Raw genomic sequence first — 18,816 nt, 5'->3', positions numbered from 1 at the left:
GCCGTCATGACACCACGTCCTTCCGTGCGAACCCCCGGAACGCCAGCGCGCCCAGTACCAGTGCGTACGCCACCGACACCGACGCGCCCTGGATCATCCCGGACCACTCCATCCGGGGCTGCAGGGCGTCCGCCCAGGCGTACTGCCAGTGGGTGGGCAGCACGTCCCGCCAGTCACCGAGGGCGGTGACCTGGTCGAGGACATTGCCGACGATGGTCAGCCCGACGGCGCCGCCGACCGCGCCCAGCGGTGCGTCCGTCACCGTCGACAGCCAGAACGCCAGCGCCGCGGTCACCAGCTGGCTGACGAAGACATAGCCGACCACGACCGCCAGCCGCACCACCGTCTCCCCCGCCGGCAGCGCCCCGCCCGTGGGCAGCTGCAGCGGCCCCCAGCCGTACGCGGCGGTGCCCACGGCCAGCGCGACAAGCGGCAGCAGCAGCATCGCGGCGGCACTGAACAGCAGCGCGACGGTGAGCTTGCTCAGCAGCAGCCGGGACCGGGGCACCGGCGCGGCGAGCAGATAGCGCAGCGAGGACCAGCTCGCCTCCGCGGCGACCGTGTCACCGCAGAACAGCGCCACCGGAATCACCAGCAGGAACCCCGCGGAGACGAACAGCGTGGTGGCGGCGAAGTTGCCGCCGGAGGCGGTGGCGGTGTCCATCAGCGATATCCGGCCGTTGCCGCGGCCGTCCGGATCGCCGCCGATCGCGAACGCCACCACCAGCACGAACGGCAGCAGCGTCAGGATCGTGCCGACGACGAGAGTGCGGCGGCGCCGCAGCTGACGGCGGGCCTCCACCCGCAGCGGCAGGGTGCGGCGCGGCCGGTATCCGGGCGCCGCCGCGCCGGCGGTCGCGGTCATCGGGCGTCACCTCCGATCAGGGTGAGGAAGGCGTCCTCCAGACGCCGGTGCGGTCCGATACGGTCCACCGCGACCTCCAACCGCAGGAGTTCGGTGAGCAGTTGGGTGGTCGTGGCACCGTCGAGCCGGACCAGGAGGCCGTCCTCGGCGCGGACCGCCGAGGCGACACCCGGCAGCGCGGCCACCTTCTCCACGACGGCGTCACCGACCGGCTCCGCCACACCCACCAGCACGGTGTCGCCGGAGCCGATGATCTCGGCGACCGGCCCGCCCCGCACCAGCTGCCCACGGTCCATGACGACCAGATGCGTACAGCTCTGTTCGACCTCGGACAGCAGATGGCTGGAGACGATGACGGTGCGCCCGGCGGCCGCGTAACGGATCATCACCTCGCGCATCTCGCGTATCTGCGGCGGATCCAGCCCGTTCGTCGGCTCGTCGAGTATCAGCAGATCCGGCAGGCCGAGCATGGCCTGGGCGATGGCCAGGCGCTGCCGCATGCCCTGGGAGTATGTACGCACCGCACGGTCCAGGGCGTCACCGAGGCCGGCGATCTCCAGCGCCTCGTCGAGATGGGCGTCGGCGGCGGGCCTGCCGGTGGCCTGCCAGTACAGGTCGAGGTTGGCGCGGCCGGACAGATGTGGCAGGAAACCGGCGCCCTCGACGAAGGCCCCGACCCGCGACAGCACCGGCGCGCCCGGCCGGACCGGCTCCCCGAAGATCCGTATCTCACCGGCGTCCGGAGTGATCAGGCCCATCAGCATCCGCAGTGTGGTGGTCTTGCCGGCGCCGTTGGGCCCGAGCAGGCCGAGCACCTGCCCCGGCTCCACCCGGAAGGACAACTCCCGTACGGCGAACCTGTCCGGGGACCCGGCGTACCGCTTGCTCAGGCCGCTGATCTCCAACGGAACGGCGGCGAGCGCCGGATCGGGCGCCGGTGCCGCGGCCCGGCGGCGACGGGCGGTGCACAGCAGCAGCGCGGCGAGCACCGCCGCACCGGCGGGCAGCGCCCAGGTCCAGGCCGGCAGCGGGGCGGCCGCACCGCGCACCTCGGGTGCGGTGGGCACGCTCAGGGCGCCGTCCTCCAGGGAGACGGTGTACCTGGCCGGCTCGGCCGGTGAGGCGTATCCGAGGTCGGTCGCGGCGAGCACCAGCCGGAGCCGGTGCCCGGCCGCGACCTCATGGTCGACGGCGGGCAGCCGCAGCCGTACGGTCCGGCCCTCGCGGGCGTCCTCGACGCGGTACGGCGTGACGAGCTGGGACGGCAGGACCTGACGGCGGCCGTCCGGGGCCACGTCGTAGAGCTTGGCGAAGAGCACCGCGTCCCGGGAGCCGGACCGTACCCGCACCGTGACGGCGGGACGGCCGGTGACATGGACGGAGTCGGCCAGCGGCGCCGACTCGAAACGGGCGTGCTGGCCGGGGAAGTCCAGCGACAGACCGCCGGTGCCGAGGGCGGAGAGGCTGCCCAGCGCACCGGCGCCGGGCACCGCGGAGAGGGCGGGCGGTCCGCCGCCGGGCGGGTTGTGGAACGTCTGGGTGCGGCCGGACAGCCGGACCGTCCGGGGTGCGTTCTCCAGGCCGGGGTAGCGATCCGCCCCGGCGCCGCGCAGTCGCATCGCGCCGTTGGTGGAGTCCACTCCCCCGGTCCGGCTGATCCGGAACGCCGGCCCGGTGTCGGCCCCCTTCTCGCCCTTCAGGTACCGGTCGAACCACGCCGTCGTACGGGCCTGGAGGCGGGCCGTCTCGCGATCCCCGCCGTCGTGCCCGCCGGCGATCCAGTCGACGTCGACCGGCGCCCCGTTCTTACGGATCGCCCGCTGCATCGCATCGCCCTGGTCGAGCGGGAACAGCGAGTCGCTCTGCCCCTGCATGATCAGCGTCGGCACCGTGATGCGGTCGCCCACGGCGGACGGGCTGCGGGCCGCCAGCAGCCGGCGCGCCGCCTCGTCCGGTCTGCCGCCGACCGCGACCCGCTCGTACATCCGGCACAGCGCGGGCTCGAACCTCCCGCAGCCGCCGGTGGACGCACCGGCCGGGCCGGCACCCGGGCCCGTACCACTGCCCGCACCCGAGCCTGTGCCGGCTCCCGTGCCGGAGCGCGGGTCGGAGCCCGTGCCGGAGCCTGTGTCGGAGCCCGTGGTGAAGAAGATCCCCGCCCACAGCTTCTTGAACACCCCGTTCGGGAACAGGGCGTCGGCGAGGTTCCAGTACGTGATCTGCGGGGCGATGGCGTCGACCCGCCGGTCGTGGCCGGCCGCCAGCAGTGCGGCCGCCCCACCGTACGAGGCGCCGGCGACGCCCACCCTGGGGTCACCGGCCTTGTCGAGCTGCACCTCGGGGCGTTTGGCCAGCCAGTCGATCAGCCGGCTCACATCGGCGACCTCGCCCTCCGGGTCGTTCAGCCCGATCTTCCCGGTGGACTTCCCGAAACCGCGCGCCGACCACGTCAGCACCGCGTACCCGTCCCGGGCCAACTGCTCGGCCTCCGCCCGGAGGTCGGCCTTGCTGCCGCCGAAACCATGCCCGAGCAGCACCGCGGGCCGCCGCCCGCCGGAGCCGCCCGGCGCGGTGAAGAAGGACGTGTCGATCCCCACCCGCTGTTCGCTGCCGGGCCGCTCCGGCATGCTCAGCAGCCGGTCCTCGCGGTGCACGGGCGGCGCCGCCTCGGCGGAGGCGGCCGCCCAGGCGCCGCCCCCGATCAACACGGCCAGCGCGGCCAGCGCGCCCACGACGGCGTACCGTCGCCGGCCGCGCAGCCCGCCGCGCTTGCTCGCGCGCAGTCCGAGACCTCCGAGATCCATACCGCGCATCTTAAGTACGGCCTCTGACAATCGGCCCGTCCTCCGGTCTGAACCCGGGGGTCTCCGCTGGGAGTAGGGACCGCCCGCCGCGTACCACGGACGCGGTACACAGGTGGCCGGCGGTCAGTACTGCGGCGGCCCGAATCCACCCTGCGGAGGCGCGGGAGGCACAGGAGGCGCGGGAGGCGCGGGAGGCGCGGAAGGCCCCGGCGGGACGGGCGGCACAGCAGGCCCGGGCGGCGGCTGCCAGCCAGGAGCCGGCGGCATCTGCGCACCGGGACCGGGCGGCGGGACGAACCCGGGGGCGGCGAACTGCGGGGCCGGGGACGGCGGGTACCACGCCGGGGCGGCCGGCTCACCGCGGGCCATCAGGGCGAGCAGCGCCGCCGAGCCGAGCGTGTCGAGCAGCAGCTGGATATGGCTGATGACGGTCAGGCCCGGCATGGGCCCGTTGAAGGAGAACAGGGCGCCGTTGGCGGCCATCCCGACGATCGCGACGAGGGCACTGGGCAGCGTCACGATCGACAGCCCGATGACCAGACCGCGGGCCGCGCCGCCGCGCATCAGGGTGTTGAGCCCGGCCGGCACGGTCAGCAGCAGGAAGACCAGCGCCGACCAGCCGGGAGCCAGGCTCAGCAGAGTGCTGAGGGATCCCTTGCCGAGGTAGAGCATCTCGAAGGAGCCGGTGCCGCCCTCCACCAGCATGTAGAGCTGCCAGACCACGTTGACGAGGGCCATCGCACCGAGCACCAGACCGCACACCACACCGGCCACCCGGGCCGGGCGCATCGGCGGGTCGCTGGGCGTGGCACGCGGCCACGGGCGCATACCGGCCAGCAGCACGATCCCGGCGGGGAGGGTCAGCAGGAACAGCAGGCCGCTGCTGATGAAGACACCGTCGAAGGTGTCGGTGGCCGTCTCGGCGTGCCGGAACCACCGGTTGGTGCTGGTGTGGTTGCCGACACTGACGAGGGCCTGCAGAGCGGTCGCGAAGGTGAACGTGGTGGCGACCGCGAGCATCCCGCCGGCCGCCCGGATCCCGGTGAACGCCGCCAGCGCCGCGATCAACTGCAGGAGGGCGAGGCCGAACTGGAGCGGGCCGATGACCTGGTTGACCCCGTCGGACCGCTGGAACGTCCACGACTCCCAGACGCCGTCGAGGCCGAACTCGCCGAGGTCGACGGCCAGCCAGTAGGCCGTGAAGAGGAAGAACAGCAGGCAGAACGCCCCGCCGGTGATGCGGGCGCCCTTGGCGAGCGCCATCGGTTGTGCCATGACGTCGGTGTCCCCCGTGGTGTCGTTGCTCGGCGAAGTCGTCGCCCGGCGAAGGAGCACGGTAGCAACGCGCCGCCGCCCGGTCTCCCGCACCCCGCGCTCCACGCCCCGCACTCCGCGCCCCGGAAGCGGACATGCCGGGCTCCCCGCCGGATATCGGCCGACGGGGAGCCCGGCGTGGACGTCAGTGATTACGGACGCCAGTGGTGATGGACGTCAGGGGTGATGGACGTCAGGGTTCGGACGTCAGTGGTTACGCGGGAAGCCCAGGTTGATCCCGCCGTCCGCCGGGTCGGGCCACCGGGTGGTGACGACCTTCCCCCGGGTGTAGAAGTGCACGCCGTCGTTGCCGTAGATGTGGTGATCGCCGAAGAGCGAGTCCTTCCAGCCGCCGAAGGAGTGGTAGCCGACCGGCACGGGGATCGGGACGTTCACGCCGACCATGCCCGCCTCGACCTCCAGCTGGAAGCGGCGGGCCGCGCCGCCGTCCCGGGTGAAGATCGCGGTGCCGTTGCCCCACGGCGAGCTGTTCATCAGCTCGATGGCCTGCTCGTACGTCTCCACACGGACGACCGACAGCACCGGGCCGAAGATCTCGTCGCGGTAGGCGTCCATCTCGGGTGTGACGTGGTCCAGCAGCGAGATGCCGATCCAGTGGCCGTCCTCGTACCCGTCGACGGTGAATCCGGTGCCGTCGATGACGACGTCGGCGCCCTGGGCCGCGGCACCGGTGACGTACGAGGCGACCTTGTCGCGGTGGGCCTTGGTGATCAGCGGGCCCATCTCGGACGCCGGGTCGTCGCCGGGGCCGATCCGCAGCTGGTCGGCGCGCTCCTTGATCTTGCCGATCAGCGGGTCGGCGGTCTCACCGACGGCGACGACGACGGAGATGGCCATGCAGCGCTCACCGGCCGAGCCGTACGCGGCGTTGATCGCGGAGTCCGCGGCCAGGTCCAGGTCGGCGTCCGGCAGCACCAGCATGTGGTTCTTGGCGCCGCCCAGCGCCTGCACCCGCTTGCCGTGCGCGGTACCCGTGGTGTGGATGTACCGGGCGATGGGGGTGGAGCCCACGAAGGAGACCGCGGCGACGTCCGGGTGCGTGAGGAGGGCGTCGACGGCCACCTTGTCACCGTTGACGATGTTCAGCACCCCGTCCGGCAGGCCCGCCTCGGCGGCCAGCTCGGCCAGCTTGAACGCGGCGCCGGGCACCTTCTCGCTCGGCTTGAGGACGAAGGTGTTACCGCAGGCGATGGCGAGGGGGAACATCCACATCGGCACCATCGCCGGGAAGTTGAACGGCGTGATACCGGCCACCACGCCCAGGGACTGCCGGATGGCGGCGACATCGACCCGGGTGGAGACCTGGGTGGACAGCTCGCCCTTGAGCTTCTCGGGGATGCCGCAGGCCAGCTCGATGATCTCCAGCCCGCGGGCGACCTCCCCGAGCGCGTCGGAGTGCACCTTGCCGTGCTCGGCGGTGATCAGCCGGGCGAGCTCCTCGCGGTGCGCGTCGACCAGCTCGCGGTACTTGAAGAGCACCGCGGTGCGCTTGGCCAGCGAGCTGGTGCCCCAGGTCCGGTACGCCTCCCGGGCCGCGCGGACGGCCGCGTCGACCTCCTCGGCCGACGCGAAGGCGACCTGCTTCTCCTGGGCGCCGGTGGCCGGGTTGTAGACCGGGCCGAAGTTGCCGGAGACACCCTCGACGGGCTTGCCGCCGATCCAGTGGCTGATGGTCTTCATTCTGGGGGCCTTTCTGGGGTGACGACTTCAGAGGTGACGACTTCAGAGGTGGCGGTCCCGGACGGGTCGGTGGGACCCGGACGGGGCAACGGGTCAGAGGTGGCGGCGGCGCCCGGCGGCGTACCGTTCGTACTCCTCACGGGCGGCGACCGCCGCCGGACGGGTCGCGGTCTCGGCAACAGGCACATCCCACCAGGCCTGGGCCTCCGGCGCGCCCGGCACAGTGTCAGCCGATTCGGTCTCGACATAGACACATGTGGGCCGGTTCGCGCCACGCGCCTCGGCGAGCGCGGCGCGCAGCTCGCCGACCGTGCCGGCGCGGAGGACGGCCATGCCCAGCGAGGCGGCGTTGGCGGCCAGGTCCACCGGCAGCGGCGCGCCGGTGTACGTACCGTCCCCGGCGCGGAAGCGGTACGCCGTGCCGAACCGTTCACCGCCGGTCTGCTCGGAGAGGCCTCCGATGGACGCATACCCATGGTTCTGGATGAGCACGATGTTGATATTGATGCCCTCCTGGACCGCGGTGACGATCTCGGTGGGGTTCATCAGGTACGTACCGTCGCCGACCAGCGCCCACACCGGCCGGTCCGGGGCGGCCATCCGCACGCCGATCGCGGCGGGGATCTCATAGCCCATGCAGGAGTATCCGTACTCCAGGTGGTACTGCCGACGGGACCGGGCGCGCCAGAGTTTGTGCAGGTCGCCGGGGAGTGACCCGGCCGCGTTGACGATCACGTCGGTGTCGTCGGCCAGGGCGTCCAGCGCACCGAGCACCTGCGTCTGGGACGGCCGCGCGGAGTCGTCGTCCGCCCCGTACGCGGCGTCCACCCGCCGCTCCCAGTCCGCCTTCGCCGCCGCGTAACCGGCCTCGTACTCCGCCGCGACGCGGTGGCCGGACAGCGCCATGGTGAGCGCTTCGAGCCCGGCGCGGGCGTCGGCGACCAGCGAGGCCGCACCCAGCTTGTGGGAGTCGAACGGGGCGATGTTGAGGTTGACGAAACGGACACCGGGCTCGGCGAACAGGGTCGCGGAGGCGGTGGTGAAGTCGGTGTAGCGGGTCCCGACGCCGATGATCAGGTCGGCCTCGCGGGCCAGCGCGTCGGCGGTCGCGGTGCCGGTGTGGCCGATCCCGCCGACGTCCGCGGGGTGGTCGTGGCGCAGCGAGCCCTTGCCCGCCTGGGTCGAGGCGACCGGGATGCCGGTGGTGTCGGCGAAGGCGCGCAGCGCGTCCTCCGCCTCGGAGTGGTGGACCCCGCCGCCCGCGATCAGCAGCGGCCGGCGGGCACCGCGGACGGCGCGGACGGCGGCGGCGAGCGCACCGGCGTCGGGGGCGGGCCGGGGGACGCGCCACACCCGGTCGGCGAAGAACTCCGCCGGCCAGTCGTACGCCTCGGCCTGCACGTCCTGCGGCAGCGCCAGGGTGACCGCGCCGGTGTCGACGGGGTCGGCGAGCACCCGCATCGCCTGCAGGGCGGCCGGGATCAGCGCCTCGGGGCGGGTGACCCGGTCGAAGTAGCGGGAGACCGGACGCAGCGCGTCGTTCACCGACACGTCGCCCGCGTACGGGACCTCCAGCTGCTGGAGGACCGGCTCCGCCGGCCGGGTGGCGAAGACGTCGCCGGGCAGCAGCAGCACCGGCAGGCGGTTGACGGTGGCCAGCGCGGCGCCGGTGACGAGGTTGGTGGCGCCGGGGCCGACGGAGGTGGTGACGGCCTGCGCGGAGAGCCGGTCGCACTGCCGGGCGTAGCCGACCGCGGCGTGCACCATGGCCTGTTCGTTACGGCCCTGGAGGTACGGCAGGGTGTCCGGGCCCGACTCCAGCAGGGCCTGGCCGAGGCCGGCGACGTTGCCGTGGCCGAAGATGCCCCAGCAGGCGGTGATCAGCCGGTGGCGCCTGCCGTCGCGCTCGGTGTACTGGTGACCCAGGAACTCGACCAGGGCCTGGGCGACGGTGAGCCGTCGAGTCGTCATCGGGCGTCTCCGGAAGGGGCGGTGGGGGCTTGGTAGAGGGGGAGGCGGGGGTCCACGGGCTGATCGGGCCAGGTGCCGCGGATCCAGGCATGGTCCGGGTGGTCGCAGATCAGCCACTGGCGTTCGTCCCCCGGCCCGGCCATCACGTTGAGGTAGTACATGGTGTGGCCGGGTGCGGCGATGGACGGGCCGTGCCAGCCGTCGGGGATCAGGACGGCGTCGCCGCTGCGCACCTCGGCGAGGACATCGGTGCCCCGGCCGTGCCCAGACGGGCTGACGCGCTGATACCCCACCCCGTCCGTGCCGTGCGCGGGCTCGATCTCGAAGTAGTAGATCTCCTCCAGCTCGCTCTCCTCCCCCGGGCGGCACTCGTCGTGCTTGTGCGGCGGGTAGGAGGACCAGTTGCCGCCGGGGGTGAGCACCTCGACGGCGATGAGCTTGTCGCACTCGAAGGCGTCCGCCGCCCCGAAGTTGTTGACCTGGCGGGAGCAGTTGCCCCTGCCGCGCAGCTCCACCGGGACGGACGACGCGGGCCCGTAACGGGCCGGCAGCCGCCGCTCGCAGCGCGCCCCGGTCAGCGCGAACCGGCCGCCCGCCCCGCTGGCGATCTGCACATGCGCGTCCCTCGGTACGTACGCGAAGTCCGTGACGCCGCGGAACACGCTCTCCCGTCCGGCCAGTTCGAAGGTCTCACCGCCGTCGGTCACGACCGTGCAGCCACCGGAGAGCGGCAGCACGATCCACTCGCTGTCGCCGGTGGCGAAGGAGTGGTGACCGCCGGCGGGCAGCTCCAGGACGTGGAGGGAGGAGTATCCCCAGCCGGCCCGCTCGGGATCGATGGAGACGGCGTACGGTCCGCCGTCCGCCTGCCCCGCCTTGACGTGGAAGTCGGTGAAGTTCATGTCCTCAGCACCCATAACTACAAGTCTCCTACTCACCACTGACAGTCATCGACGTCGGGTGATCAGCGGCCGTCGGTCCGGCGGTCACAGCAGGCCGACGGCGGTGTCCACGGCGGCCGCGACATCCCCGTCGGCGGGGTAGAGCAGGGAGCGCCCGACGACCAGCCCCTGCACGGTCGGCAGCCGCAGCGCCTTGTGCCACTTCTCGTAGGCGGCCTGCTGGTCCTGGACGGTGCTGCCGATGTCGCCGCCGAGCAGCACCGTGGGCAGGGTGGTGGTCTCGCAGACCCGCGCCATGGCCGCGGGGTCGTCGGTCACCGGCAGCTTGAGCCAGGTGTACGCGGAGGTGCCGCCGAGGCCGGAGGCGATGGCGACGGAGCGGGTGACGGCCTCGGGGCTGAGGTCGTTACGGACCTTGCCCTCTATCCGGGAGGAGAGGAACGGCTCGACGAAGACCGGGAGTTCCCGCTCGGCCATGGCGTCGATGGCGCGGGCGGTGGCCTCCAGCGTGGACAGCGACCCGGCGTCGTCGTAGTCGATGCGCAGCAGCAGCTTCCCCGCGTCGAACCCGAGCCGGGCGAGGTCCTGCGGCCGGTACCCGGTGAACCGGTCGTCCATCTCGAACGAGGCGCCCGCGATGCCGCCCCGGTTCATGGAGCCCATCACCACCTTGCCGTCGAGGGCGCCGAGCAGCAGCAGGTCCTCCAGGATGTCGGCGGTGGCCAGCACCCCGTCCACGCCGGGCCGGGACAGCGCCAGGACCAGGCGCTCCAGCAGATCGAGGCGGTTGGCCATGGCGAGCCGGCGGTCGCCGACGGCGAGCGCACCGCGGGCCGGATGGTCGGCGGCGATGATCATCAGCCGGCCGCTGTCGCCGATGAGCGGACGACGGGTGCGGCGGGCGGCGGCCTCCGCGACGGCTCCGGGCCGCCGGGCCCGCAGCGTCACGAGGTCACTGATCCGAGGGTTCAAGGCTCAACTCACCTTCTTGAGTGCACCGGTGGGGTGGGGGTGGTCAGCGACGGTCCGCGAGGAAGGCGTCGACCTCGTCCGCCGTGGGCATCGCGGACGAACAGGCGAGGCGGGAGGCGACGATGGCGCCGGCCGCGTTGGCGTAACGCATCATCGGCTCCAGGTCCCAGCCGGAGAGCAGGCCGTGGCACAGCGCCCCGCCGAACGAGTCCCCGGCGCCCAGCCCGTTGACGACCTCGACGGGCGTGGGCGGAACCTCGGCGACCCGCCCGTCACGGTGCACGGCCAGGACGCCCTTCGGCCCCTGCTTGATGACGGCCAGCTCCACGCCCAGCTCCAGCAGCGCCTGTGCGCAGGCCTTCGGCTCCCGCAGCCCGGTCGCCACCTCGGCCTCGTCCACATTGCCGACGGCCACGGTGGCGTACCGCAGCGCGGCTTCGTAGTACGGGCGGGCGGTGTCCATCGCCGCGGCGCCGGTCGCCCCGCCGTCCTTGGAGGCACCGCCCTCGCCGCCCCAGAACATCGGCCGCCAGTCGAGGTCGAAGACGGTCGGGCCCGCCTTGGCCCGGGCCTCCAGGGCGGCGAGGGTGGCGCCCCGGCTCGGCTCCTCGCACAGCCCCGTCCCGGTGATCCAGAAGATCCGCGCGGCCGCGATGGCGTCCCGGTCCAGTTCCTCCGGGTGGATGACCAGGTCGGGAGCCTTCGGCCGACGGTAGAAGTAGAGCGGGAAGTCGTCCGGCGGGAAGATCTCGCAGAAGGTGACCGGAGTCGGATACTCCTCGACCGGGCTCACCCAGCGGTCGTCCACGCCGAACTCGCGCAGCGCCTGATGGAGGTAGTCGCCGAACGGGTCATGCCCGGTGCGGCTGATGACGGCGGTGCGGCGCCCTAGGCGGGCGGCGGCGACCGCGACGTTGGTGGCCGAGCCCCCCAGGAACTTCCCGAACGTCTCCACCTGCGCCAGCGGCACGCCGGTCTGCAGCGGATAGATATCCACTCCGATACGGCCCATGGTGATCAGGTCGTACGGCTCGGTCATATACGCCCCTTCGGGTCGGCCGATGGTGGGGGTATCCCCCGGAGGATGGTCCGTCGAAGGCTTCCGCCCTGGGGAAAGGTCTAACGCCGACCATCAACCCCTGTCAACAGTTTGTCCTTACATTCTGACGTCACCATCCGACGCCGCCACCGGCCGTCGCCGCCCGCCCCGATCGCGACAAAGTCCTTAAGTCCTTATGTCAGGACGAAGTCTTGACACTCCCCGGGGCGGCAGACAGGCTGTGCCCACCAACCCAGCACAGCGCCTCCCGGTCACCGTCGACCGGCGAGAGGAGAGCCGCAGCATGTCTCTGCCCCATGCCGCCCCGCCCGCCCTGGACCGCATTCGCGTCGGCTCCGCCCCCGACTCGTGGGGCGTATGGTTCCCGGACGACGACCAGCAGGTCCCCTGGCAGCGGTTCCTGGACGAGGTCACCGAGGCCGGATACGAGTGGATCGAACTCGGGCCGTACGGCTACCTGCCCACCGACCCCGCCGTCCTGCACGACGAGATCGCCCGCCGCGGCCTGAAGGTCTCGGCCGGCACGATCTTCACCTCGATGCACCACGGCCCGTCCGTATGGGACAAGACCTGGGCGCAGGTCTCGGAGGTCGCCACCCTCACCCAGGCCATGGGCGCCAAGCACCTGGTCGTCATCCCCTCCTTCTGGCGCGACGACAAGACCGCCGAGGAGATCGAGCCGCGCGAGCTCACCATCGAGCAGTGGAAGCACCTGACCACCGGCATGGAGCGGCTGGGCACGCGCGTACAGGACGAGTTCGGGCTGGAGATCGTCGTCCACCCGCACGCGGACACCCACATCGACACCGAGGAGCACGTCGAGCGGTTCCTGCACGTGACCGACCCCGGCCTGGTCAACCTCTGCCTGGACACCGGGCATTACGCGTACTGCGGCGGCGACAGCGTCAAGCTGATCCGCACCTACGGTGAGCGGATCGGCTATCTGCACCTCAAGCAGGTCGACCCGGACATCCTCCGCGATGTCGTCGCCAAGGGCACGCCGTTCGGCCCGGCCGTCCGGCAGGGCGTGATGTGCGAACCGCCGCTCGGGGTGCCCGCGCTGCCGCCCGTACTGGAGGCCGCACAGCAGCTGGACGTCGACCTCTTCGCCATCGTCGAGCAGGACATGTACCCCTGCCCGCCCGACCAGCCGCTCCCCATCGCCGAGCGCACCCGCCGCTTCCTGCGCTCCTGCGGCGCCTGAGCCGACCCCTCCCTCCCCCTCAGCCAACACCCCCACGCAACAAGGAGATACCGGACATGAGCCTGAAGGGAACCCTCGGCGTCGCCGTCATCGGGACCGGGCGGATGGGCGCCGACCACGTGCGCCGGATCAACGAGGTGATCAGCGGGGCACGGGTGGCGGCGGTCGCCGACATCGACGCCGACCGGGCGGAGGCCGTCGCCGCAGGGATCGAGGACTGTACGCCCTGCACCGACCCGGCCGCCGCGATGGCCGACCCGGCCGTGGACGCCGTACTGATCGCCTCCCCCGGACCGGCCCACGAGGCCGCCCTGCTCACCGCCTTCGAGCGCGATCTGCCCGTGCTGTGCGAAAAACCGCTGACCCCCGACGCGGCGTCGGCGCTGCGGGTGCTGCGCGCCGAGGAAGCACTCGGCCACCGGCGCGTCCAGGTCGGCTTCATGCGGCGCTACGACTCCGGATACCTGAAGCTCAAGTCCCTTCTGGACGCCGGGACCTACGGACGGACGCTGATGCTGCACAACAAGCACCGCAGCCCCGCCACCCCGCCCGGCTTCACCAACGCCATGCTCGTCAACGACTCGGTCGTCCACGAGATCGACACCACCCGCTGGCTGCTGGACGAGGAGATCACGGCGGTGCGGGTGCTGCGGCCGGCACCCAGCGGCAACGCCCCCGAGGGGCTGAGCGACCCGCAGCTGTTCCTCTTCGAGACCGCCGCCGGGCAGGTCGTGGACACCGAGCTCTTCCAGAACTGCTCCTTCGGCTACCAGGTCGGCTGCGAGGCGGTCGGCGAGCGCGGCACCGCCCGCATCGGCGACGACCACGGAGTGTTCGTCAACTCCGCCGGACAGTGGGGCGGTTCGATCACCCCCGGTTTCGTGGAGCGCTTCGAGGAGGCGTACGACCGGCAGGTGCAGCGCTGGGTGGACGCCACCCGGCGCGGCGAGGTCGAGGGCCCGAGCTGCTGGGACGGCTATGCGGCGGCCGCGGTGTGCGAGGCGGGGGTGCGCGCCCAGGAGAGCGGTGAGCGGGTCACGGTCGAGCTGGTCGAGCGGCCGGACCTGTACCGGAGCCGGGGCTGACGATGGCTGCCCCGACCAGCCAGGAGGCGTCCGCCCGCCCGCGTATCGGTCCGCAGGCCCCCGGCGCCAAGCGCTTCATCGTCGGCATCGCCGCCATCGCCGCACTCGGCGGCGCCCTCTTCGGCTACGACACCGGAGTGATATCCGGCGCTCTCCCCTTCATGGAGGCCCACTTCGGGCTCACCTCCCTGGGCGAGGGCATCATCACCAGCGCACTGCTGATCGGTGCCGCCTTCGGGTCCCTGGCCGGCGGCCGGATGTCCGATGCGCTGGGGCGGCGCAACTCCCTGCTGTGGGCGGGTGCGGTGTTCATCGGCGGCGCGGTGGCCGTGGCGGTCTCGCCCACCGTCCCGTTCATGACGATGGCGCGCTTCGTGCTCGGCCTCGCCGTCGGCAGCGCCTCCGTGATCACCCCGCTCTACCTCTCCGAGATCGCCCCTCCGCACATCCGCGGCCGGCTGGTGTCCTTCAACTCGCTGATGATCGTCAGCGGCCAGCTGCTCGCCTACCTCGTCAACGCGGCCCTGGCGCACTGGGAGGCCTGGCGCTGGATGCTGGGCCTGGCGGCGCTCCCCGCGGTGGCGCTGTTCATCGGCCTCTTCTTCCTTCCCGACACGCCTCGCTGGTACATCAGCAAGGGGCGGCAGGACGAGGCCGGGCGCGTGCTGCGCCGTACGCTGCCGGCCGAGGACGTACCCGCCGAGCTGGCCCGTATCGACCACGCCCGTGGCCTGGAGGCGGACGCGCAGCGCGGCGCATGGCGGCAGCTGCGCACACCGTGGGTACGGCGGTTGCTGCTGGTCGGCATCGGTCTGGCGGCCGTCCAGCAGATCACCGGCGTCAACGCCGTGGTGTACTTCGCACCCAAGATCCTGGCCTCGACGGGGCTGGGTACCAGCGCCTCGATCACCGCCACCATCGCCGTGGGCGCGGTCTCGGTCCTCGCCACCGCGATCGGGATGTCCTTGATCGACCGGGTCGGGCGGCGGCCGATGCTGATCGCGGGGCTGGCCGGGATGGCCGTCTCGCTCGCGCTGCTCGGCGCGTCGTTCCACCTCCCGCACTCCACCGCCGTCAGTGTTCTCGTCCTCGTCCTGATGGTGCTGTACATGGCGTTCATGCAGGGCACGCTGAACACGGGCGTATGGCTGCTGCTCGCCGAGATGTTCCCGCTGACGGTGCGCGGGCTGGCCATGGGCGCCGCGGTGTTCGTGATGTGGATGGTCAACTTCGCGGTCGCGCTGGTCTTCCCGGTGCTGCTGGACGCGGTCGGGGCGAGTACGACCTTCTGGTGCTTCGGCGTGATGTGCGTACTGTCCCTGGCCTTCTGCAAGCGGTACGCGCCGGAGACGAAGGGGCTGGCGCTGGAGGATCTGGAACAGGAGCTGCGGAGGGCGGCCGGGGCGGGCCGGGCGGACGACTGACCGGCCGGCCGTGCGTTCACCTCCTGTCACAGCTGTCCGCTCCCCATCACGGCTGTCACGGTCAGGCGAGCCTTCCGTCACAGCCGGTCAACAGCCCCTCCCTCATGGTCACTCAGCGTCGTTGTCCGGGCACAGGCTGAGTGCTCCCCTGTCCATGGAGGTGACAGAGATGACCGACCGCAGGCTCTGGTCGTACAAGGAGATCGCCGCACACATCCAGGTGCAGCCGGACACCGTGCGCTCGTACCGCAAGCACGGGCTGCTGCCGGAACCGGACCTGGTGGAGGGCGGAAGACCGTACTGGTTCGCCGACACCGTCAGAACATGGGTGGCCCAGCGGCCCGGCGCACGTGGCCGGCGCTGAAGCCGCCCGAAGCTGAAGCCGCCTGAACGGGCTCCGGGCCCCGGCGTCCGCTCCGGCGCCGGGGCCCGGGCGTGCCCGCCCCCCCTGTGGACCCGGTGATGCCCTCCCGCCACGGCTCTACGATCGTGGTATGTCCCAGGAAATACGGGCCGCAGCGCCCGCCCGGATCGCGGTCATCGGCGCCGGCGCGATCGGCGGCTACACCGCCGCACTCGCCCACTGGGCCGGCCTCGACGTCACCCTCTGCGTGCGCAGCCCGCTGGACGGCCTCCGCGTCGAGAGCGGCAGCGAGGTCCGGACCGCGGCGGTACGTATCGTCAGCGACCCGGCTCAGGTGACACCGGTGGACTGGGTGCTGCTGACCACGAAGGCGCAGGACACCGCGGGCGCCGAAGGCTGGCTGCGGCGGCTGTGCGGTCCGGGCACGGCGGTCGCGGTCCTGCAGAACGGTATCCACCAGGAGGAACGCGTCGCCCCGTTCGTACCCGAGGGCACCCCGGTCCTTCCCACGGCCGTCTACATCTCGGCGGAGCGCGTGGCGCCCGGCCGGATCCGCCACCACGTCGCCAGTGAACTCCACGTCCCCGCAGGGGCGTTGGCGGACCGCTTCGCGGCACTGCTGGACGGTACCGGCCTGCGGGTGCACCGCGCCCAGAACTTCGCGACGACGGCCTGGCGCAAGCTGTTCACCAACATCGCGGCCAACCCGATCACCGCCCTCCTCCAGCAGCGGATAGGGATCTTCGCCGACCCGGAGATGGCCGCGCTCACCCGCGATCTGCTGCGCGAGGCCGCCGCCGTGGCGCGGGCGGAGGGTGCGGACATCGGCGAGGAGGACGTCTCCAGGACGCTGGAGCTGTACGCCCAGGCGCCTCCGGACGGCGGTTCCTCGATGCTCTACGACCGTCTCGCGGGCCGTCCGATGGAGCATGAGTTCATCACCGGGGCGGTGGTACGGGCGGGTGACCGGCACGGCATCGCCACCCCGTTGAACCGGATGCTGCTGACGCTGTTGCGGGCGGTGGACCGCGAGCTGCGGGGCGGGCAGGCGGCGTAGGGCACGTCCGGTCAGGCCGGGGGCGCGGTCGAGCCCCTGATCTCCAGTTCCGGGGCGACGCGTTGACGGACGGCGGGGGCGTCGGGGCGCTCCATACGGTCCAGGAGGCAGCGCGCCGCGCGGCGGCCGACCTCGTAGCTGGCGTTGTCGACCGAGGTCAGCCAGAGGTGCCGGATACGGGCGAGGTAGGTGTTGTCGTAGCCGACGAGGGAGAGGCCGGCGGGCACGTCCAGGCCCAGTTCCTGCGCGGCGGAGAGCGCGCCGACGCAGGAGATGTCGTTGAACGCGAAGACCGCGGTGGGGCGTCGAGCGCCGCCTGAGCCATCGGGCGAGGGGTTCGGGGGCGCGGTGAGCAGCCGGACCGCGGCGCGGTAGCCGCCCTCCTCCGTCCCGTCACCGTTCTCCACCACGGCCTCCGCCGCCAGGCCGTGGGCCCGTACGGCGGCCTCGAAGCCGCGCCGGCGCAGCTCACCGACCAGGCCCTGACCGGCGATATGGGCGATCCGGCGGTGGCCGAGGGCGATGAGGTGCTCGGTGGCGAGGCGGGCGCCGCGCTCGTCGTCGTTGGCGACGATGTCGGCGTGCGGCAACCGGGGTTCATGGTTGCCCGCGATGACCGTCGGCAGCCGCTCGGCGACCTCGGCGAGCCCGTCGGTGTCGGGGAGCATGCCGACGACGACCAGGCCGTCGACGCGCAGCTCCTGGAACGTCCGGGCGAAATCCTGTCCGGCCCGCCGGTCGAGCCGGCCGTCGGCCATCAGCATGCGGAGCCCGTGCGCCTGGAGCACCGAGCCGAGGCCGTCGAGGAGCTCGACGAACCAGGGGTTGCGCATGTCGTTCAGCAGTACGCCGACGGTGTGCGTGCGCCGCGCGACCAGGCTCCGGGCCGCGGCGTTCGGCCGGTAGCCCAGCTCGTCGATGGCGTCCAGAACGGCCTGCCGCTTGGCGTCACTGACCCGTGGCGAGCCCTGGAGCACGAGGGAGACCAGCGATTTGGAGACCCCGGCACGCTCGGCGACGCCACGGATCGTCGGGGGCCGCGCCACAGCGCCCAGCCGCTCGCCGGCCGGACCAGCCGAAGCGGCCGAACCATTGGACCGTTCCATGGGCGGGAATCCTTCCATCGGCGCAGGTCGACGTCAACGCCCGTCTCCACGCACGTCCCGCTCTCCGCATAAGGGTTGACATGCCGACATCCGGACATGCAGGGTTCCCGGGAAAGCGGAGCTTTGGACCGTTCCAATCATTCCCGCCCGCCTTCCCCTGCCGCTCCCAGGAGGGCAGGACGGCCCCCTCTCCGCCCTCCTCTCACCTCCCCTCCCCTCTCCGTCCCCTCCCCCGGAAGGACCGAGTATGAAGATCGGCCTCATCGGCACCGGGCGCATCGGCGCGTTCCACACCCGGACCCTCCAGAGCATCCAGGGCGTCACCGATCTCGTGGTGGCCGATACCGACACCGTGCGCGCCGCCTCGCTGGCGGACACCCTCGGCGTACGGGCCGCCGCGAGCATCGAGGCGCTGTACGCGGAGCGCCTGGACGGCGTGGTGATCACCGCCGCGACCAGCGCGCACGCCACGCTGATCCACCAGGCCCTGGATGCCGGGGTACCGGTCTTCTGCGAAAAGCCGGTCGCCCTGGACGTACCCGGCACCATCGCCGTCGCGGAACGGGCGCGGGCGGGCACCGTGCCGGTGCAGATCGGCTTCCAGCGCCGCTTCGACGCCGGATACCGCGCCGCCCGTGCGGCCCTGCGGTCGGGCGAACTGGGCTGGCTGCACACCCTGCGCGCCTGCACCAGCGACCGGACCCCGCCGCCGCCGGCCTTCCTCCCCACCTCCGGCGGGCTGTTCCGGGACTGTTCCATCCACGACTTCGACATCCTGCGCTGGCTGACCGGCCGCGAGGTGGTCTCGGTCTACGCCCAGGGCGGCAACCGTGGTGCGCCCTTCTTCGCCGAGGCCGACGATGTGGACACCTGCGCGGCGCTGCTGCGCTTCGACGACGACACCCTGGCGACCGTTACCGCGACGCGTTACAACGGGGCGGGCCACGATGTGCGGCTGGAGGTCTGCGGCTCCGAGGGCGCGCGCTT

15 protein-coding genes are annotated in these 18,816 nt (G+C 72.3%); 6 read left to right on the top strand and 9 right to left on the bottom strand.

Annotated features, from left to right (window positions below; translation table 11 throughout):
- Window positions 1-4: 4 nt before the first annotated feature.
- The 8 genes from AZE13_RS16665 to iolC form a co-directional block, all read right to left on the bottom strand.
- The gene (locus tag AZE13_RS16665) at window positions 5-865 is read right to left on the bottom strand and encodes an ABC transporter permease (protein WP_066931786.1); all 861 of its coding nucleotides are present in this window, start codon (window positions 863-865) and stop codon (window positions 5-7) included.
- Window positions 862-3,669: an alpha/beta fold hydrolase gene (locus AZE13_RS16660; protein ID WP_066931999.1), complete on the bottom strand. Its 2,808-nt coding sequence runs from the start codon at window positions 3,667-3,669 to the stop codon at window positions 862-864. Before AZE13_RS16660 ends, AZE13_RS16665 begins: the two co-directional genes overlap by 4 nt.
- Before the next feature lie 123 nt (window positions 3,670-3,792).
- On the bottom strand, window positions 3,793-4,944 hold the full coding sequence (locus AZE13_RS16655; RefSeq protein WP_258527838.1) for a hypothetical protein: 1,152 nt from the start codon (window positions 4,942-4,944) through the stop codon (window positions 3,793-3,795).
- Between the two features lie 246 nt (window positions 4,945-5,190).
- Window positions 5,191-6,684: a CoA-acylating methylmalonate-semialdehyde dehydrogenase gene (locus AZE13_RS16650; protein ID WP_066931782.1), complete on the bottom strand. Its 1,494-nt coding sequence runs from the start codon at window positions 6,682-6,684 to the stop codon at window positions 5,191-5,193.
- A gap of 93 nt (window positions 6,685-6,777) precedes the next feature.
- The gene (gene iolD, locus AZE13_RS16645) at window positions 6,778-8,655 is read right to left on the bottom strand and encodes a 3D-(3,5/4)-trihydroxycyclohexane-1,2-dione acylhydrolase (decyclizing) (protein WP_066931780.1); all 1,878 of its coding nucleotides are present in this window, start codon (window positions 8,653-8,655) and stop codon (window positions 6,778-6,780) included.
- On the bottom strand, window positions 8,652-9,572 hold the full coding sequence (iolB, locus tag AZE13_RS16640; RefSeq protein WP_066931778.1) for a 5-deoxy-glucuronate isomerase: 921 nt from the start codon (window positions 9,570-9,572) through the stop codon (window positions 8,652-8,654). The genes iolD and iolB overlap by 4 nt, the downstream gene beginning before the upstream one ends.
- Before the next feature lie 69 nt (window positions 9,573-9,641).
- Complete coding sequence (locus AZE13_RS16635; protein ID WP_066931776.1) at window positions 9,642-10,529, bottom strand: deoxyribose-phosphate aldolase; 888 nt, start codon at window positions 10,527-10,529, stop codon at window positions 9,642-9,644.
- 43 nt (window positions 10,530-10,572) lie between these two features.
- Window positions 10,573-11,568 carry a 5-dehydro-2-deoxygluconokinase gene (gene iolC, locus AZE13_RS16630; RefSeq protein WP_066931774.1) on the bottom strand — a complete coding sequence of 332 codons (996 nt, stop codon included), beginning with the start codon at window positions 11,566-11,568 and terminating at the stop codon, window positions 10,573-10,575.
- 304 nt (window positions 11,569-11,872) lie between these two features.
- Here iolC and AZE13_RS16625 point away from each other — a divergent pair, with 304 nt between their 5' ends.
- The 5 genes from AZE13_RS16625 (at window position 11,873) to AZE13_RS16605 (ending at window position 16,723) form a co-directional block, all read left to right on the top strand.
- Complete coding sequence (locus tag AZE13_RS16625) at window positions 11,873-12,793, top strand: sugar phosphate isomerase/epimerase family protein (protein WP_066931772.1); 921 nt, start codon at window positions 11,873-11,875, stop codon at window positions 12,791-12,793.
- Between the two features lie 56 nt (window positions 12,794-12,849).
- Window positions 12,850-13,878 carry a Gfo/Idh/MocA family protein gene (locus AZE13_RS16620; RefSeq protein WP_066931769.1) on the top strand — a complete coding sequence of 343 codons (1,029 nt, stop codon included), beginning with the start codon at window positions 12,850-12,852 and terminating at the stop codon, window positions 13,876-13,878.
- A gap of 2 nt (window positions 13,879-13,880) precedes the next feature.
- Window positions 13,881-15,302: a sugar porter family MFS transporter gene (locus tag AZE13_RS16615; RefSeq protein WP_066931767.1), complete on the top strand. Its 1,422-nt coding sequence runs from the start codon at window positions 13,881-13,883 to the stop codon at window positions 15,300-15,302.
- Between the two features lie 169 nt (window positions 15,303-15,471).
- The gene (locus tag AZE13_RS16610) at window positions 15,472-15,666 is read left to right on the top strand and encodes a helix-turn-helix transcriptional regulator (protein ID WP_066931766.1); all 195 of its coding nucleotides are present in this window, start codon (window positions 15,472-15,474) and stop codon (window positions 15,664-15,666) included.
- A 130-nt stretch (window positions 15,667-15,796) separates the two neighbouring features.
- The gene (locus tag AZE13_RS16605; RefSeq protein WP_066931764.1) at window positions 15,797-16,723 is read left to right on the top strand and encodes a 2-dehydropantoate 2-reductase; all 927 of its coding nucleotides are present in this window, start codon (window positions 15,797-15,799) and stop codon (window positions 16,721-16,723) included.
- A gap of 11 nt (window positions 16,724-16,734) precedes the next feature.
- Here AZE13_RS16605 and AZE13_RS16600 read toward each other — a convergent pair whose 3' ends face one another.
- Window positions 16,735-17,829, bottom strand: a complete 1,095-nt coding sequence (locus AZE13_RS16600; protein WP_066931762.1) for a LacI family DNA-binding transcriptional regulator — start codon at window positions 17,827-17,829, stop codon at window positions 16,735-16,737.
- A 247-nt stretch (window positions 17,830-18,076) separates the two neighbouring features.
- On the opposite strand from AZE13_RS16600, the gene AZE13_RS16595 reads away from it, so the two are divergent.
- Window positions 18,077-18,816 (top strand): Gfo/Idh/MocA family oxidoreductase (locus tag AZE13_RS16595; protein ID WP_066931997.1); only part of this gene is annotated, 740 nt, incomplete at its 3' end.

The organism is Streptomyces sp. NBRC 110611, assembly GCF_001590865.1.
GTDB lineage: Bacteria > Actinomycetota > Actinomycetes > Streptomycetales > Streptomycetaceae > Streptomyces.
The sequence above is the reverse complement of the archived record's forward strand: the minus strand, read 5'-3'. Positions and strand labels throughout refer to the sequence as shown.

Coding starts and splice junctions, on each gene's coding strand:
- AZE13_RS16600 (WP_066931762.1), bottom strand. CDS start 17,829: ATGGAACGGTCCAATGGTTCGGCCGCTTCGGCTGGTCCGGCCGGCGAG.
- AZE13_RS16615 (WP_066931767.1), top strand. CDS start 13,881: ATGGCTGCCCCGACCAGCCAGGAGGCGTCCGCCCGCCCGCGTATCGGT.
- iolC (WP_066931774.1), bottom strand. CDS start 11,568: ATGACCGAGCCGTACGACCTGATCACCATGGGCCGTATCGGAGTGGAT.
- iolB (WP_066931778.1), bottom strand. CDS start 9,572: ATGGGTGCTGAGGACATGAACTTCACCGACTTCCACGTCAAGGCGGGG.
- AZE13_RS16610 (WP_066931766.1), top strand. CDS start 15,472: ATGACCGACCGCAGGCTCTGGTCGTACAAGGAGATCGCCGCACACATC.
- iolD (WP_066931780.1), bottom strand. CDS start 8,655: ATGACGACTCGACGGCTCACCGTCGCCCAGGCCCTGGTCGAGTTCCTG.
- AZE13_RS16665 (WP_066931786.1), bottom strand. CDS start 865: ATGACCGCGACCGCCGGCGCGGCGGCGCCCGGATACCGGCCGCGCCGC.
- AZE13_RS16650 (WP_066931782.1), bottom strand. CDS start 6,684: ATGAAGACCATCAGCCACTGGATCGGCGGCAAGCCCGTCGAGGGTGTC.
- AZE13_RS16605 (WP_066931764.1), top strand. CDS start 15,797: ATGTCCCAGGAAATACGGGCCGCAGCGCCCGCCCGGATCGCGGTCATC.
- AZE13_RS16625 (WP_066931772.1), top strand. CDS start 11,873: ATGTCTCTGCCCCATGCCGCCCCGCCCGCCCTGGACCGCATTCGCGTC.
- AZE13_RS16620 (WP_066931769.1), top strand. CDS start 12,850: ATGAGCCTGAAGGGAACCCTCGGCGTCGCCGTCATCGGGACCGGGCGG.
- AZE13_RS16660 (WP_066931999.1), bottom strand. CDS start 3,669: ATGGATCTCGGAGGTCTCGGACTGCGCGCGAGCAAGCGCGGCGGGCTG.
- AZE13_RS16655 (WP_258527838.1), bottom strand. CDS start 4,944: ATGGCACAACCGATGGCGCTCGCCAAGGGCGCCCGCATCACCGGCGGG.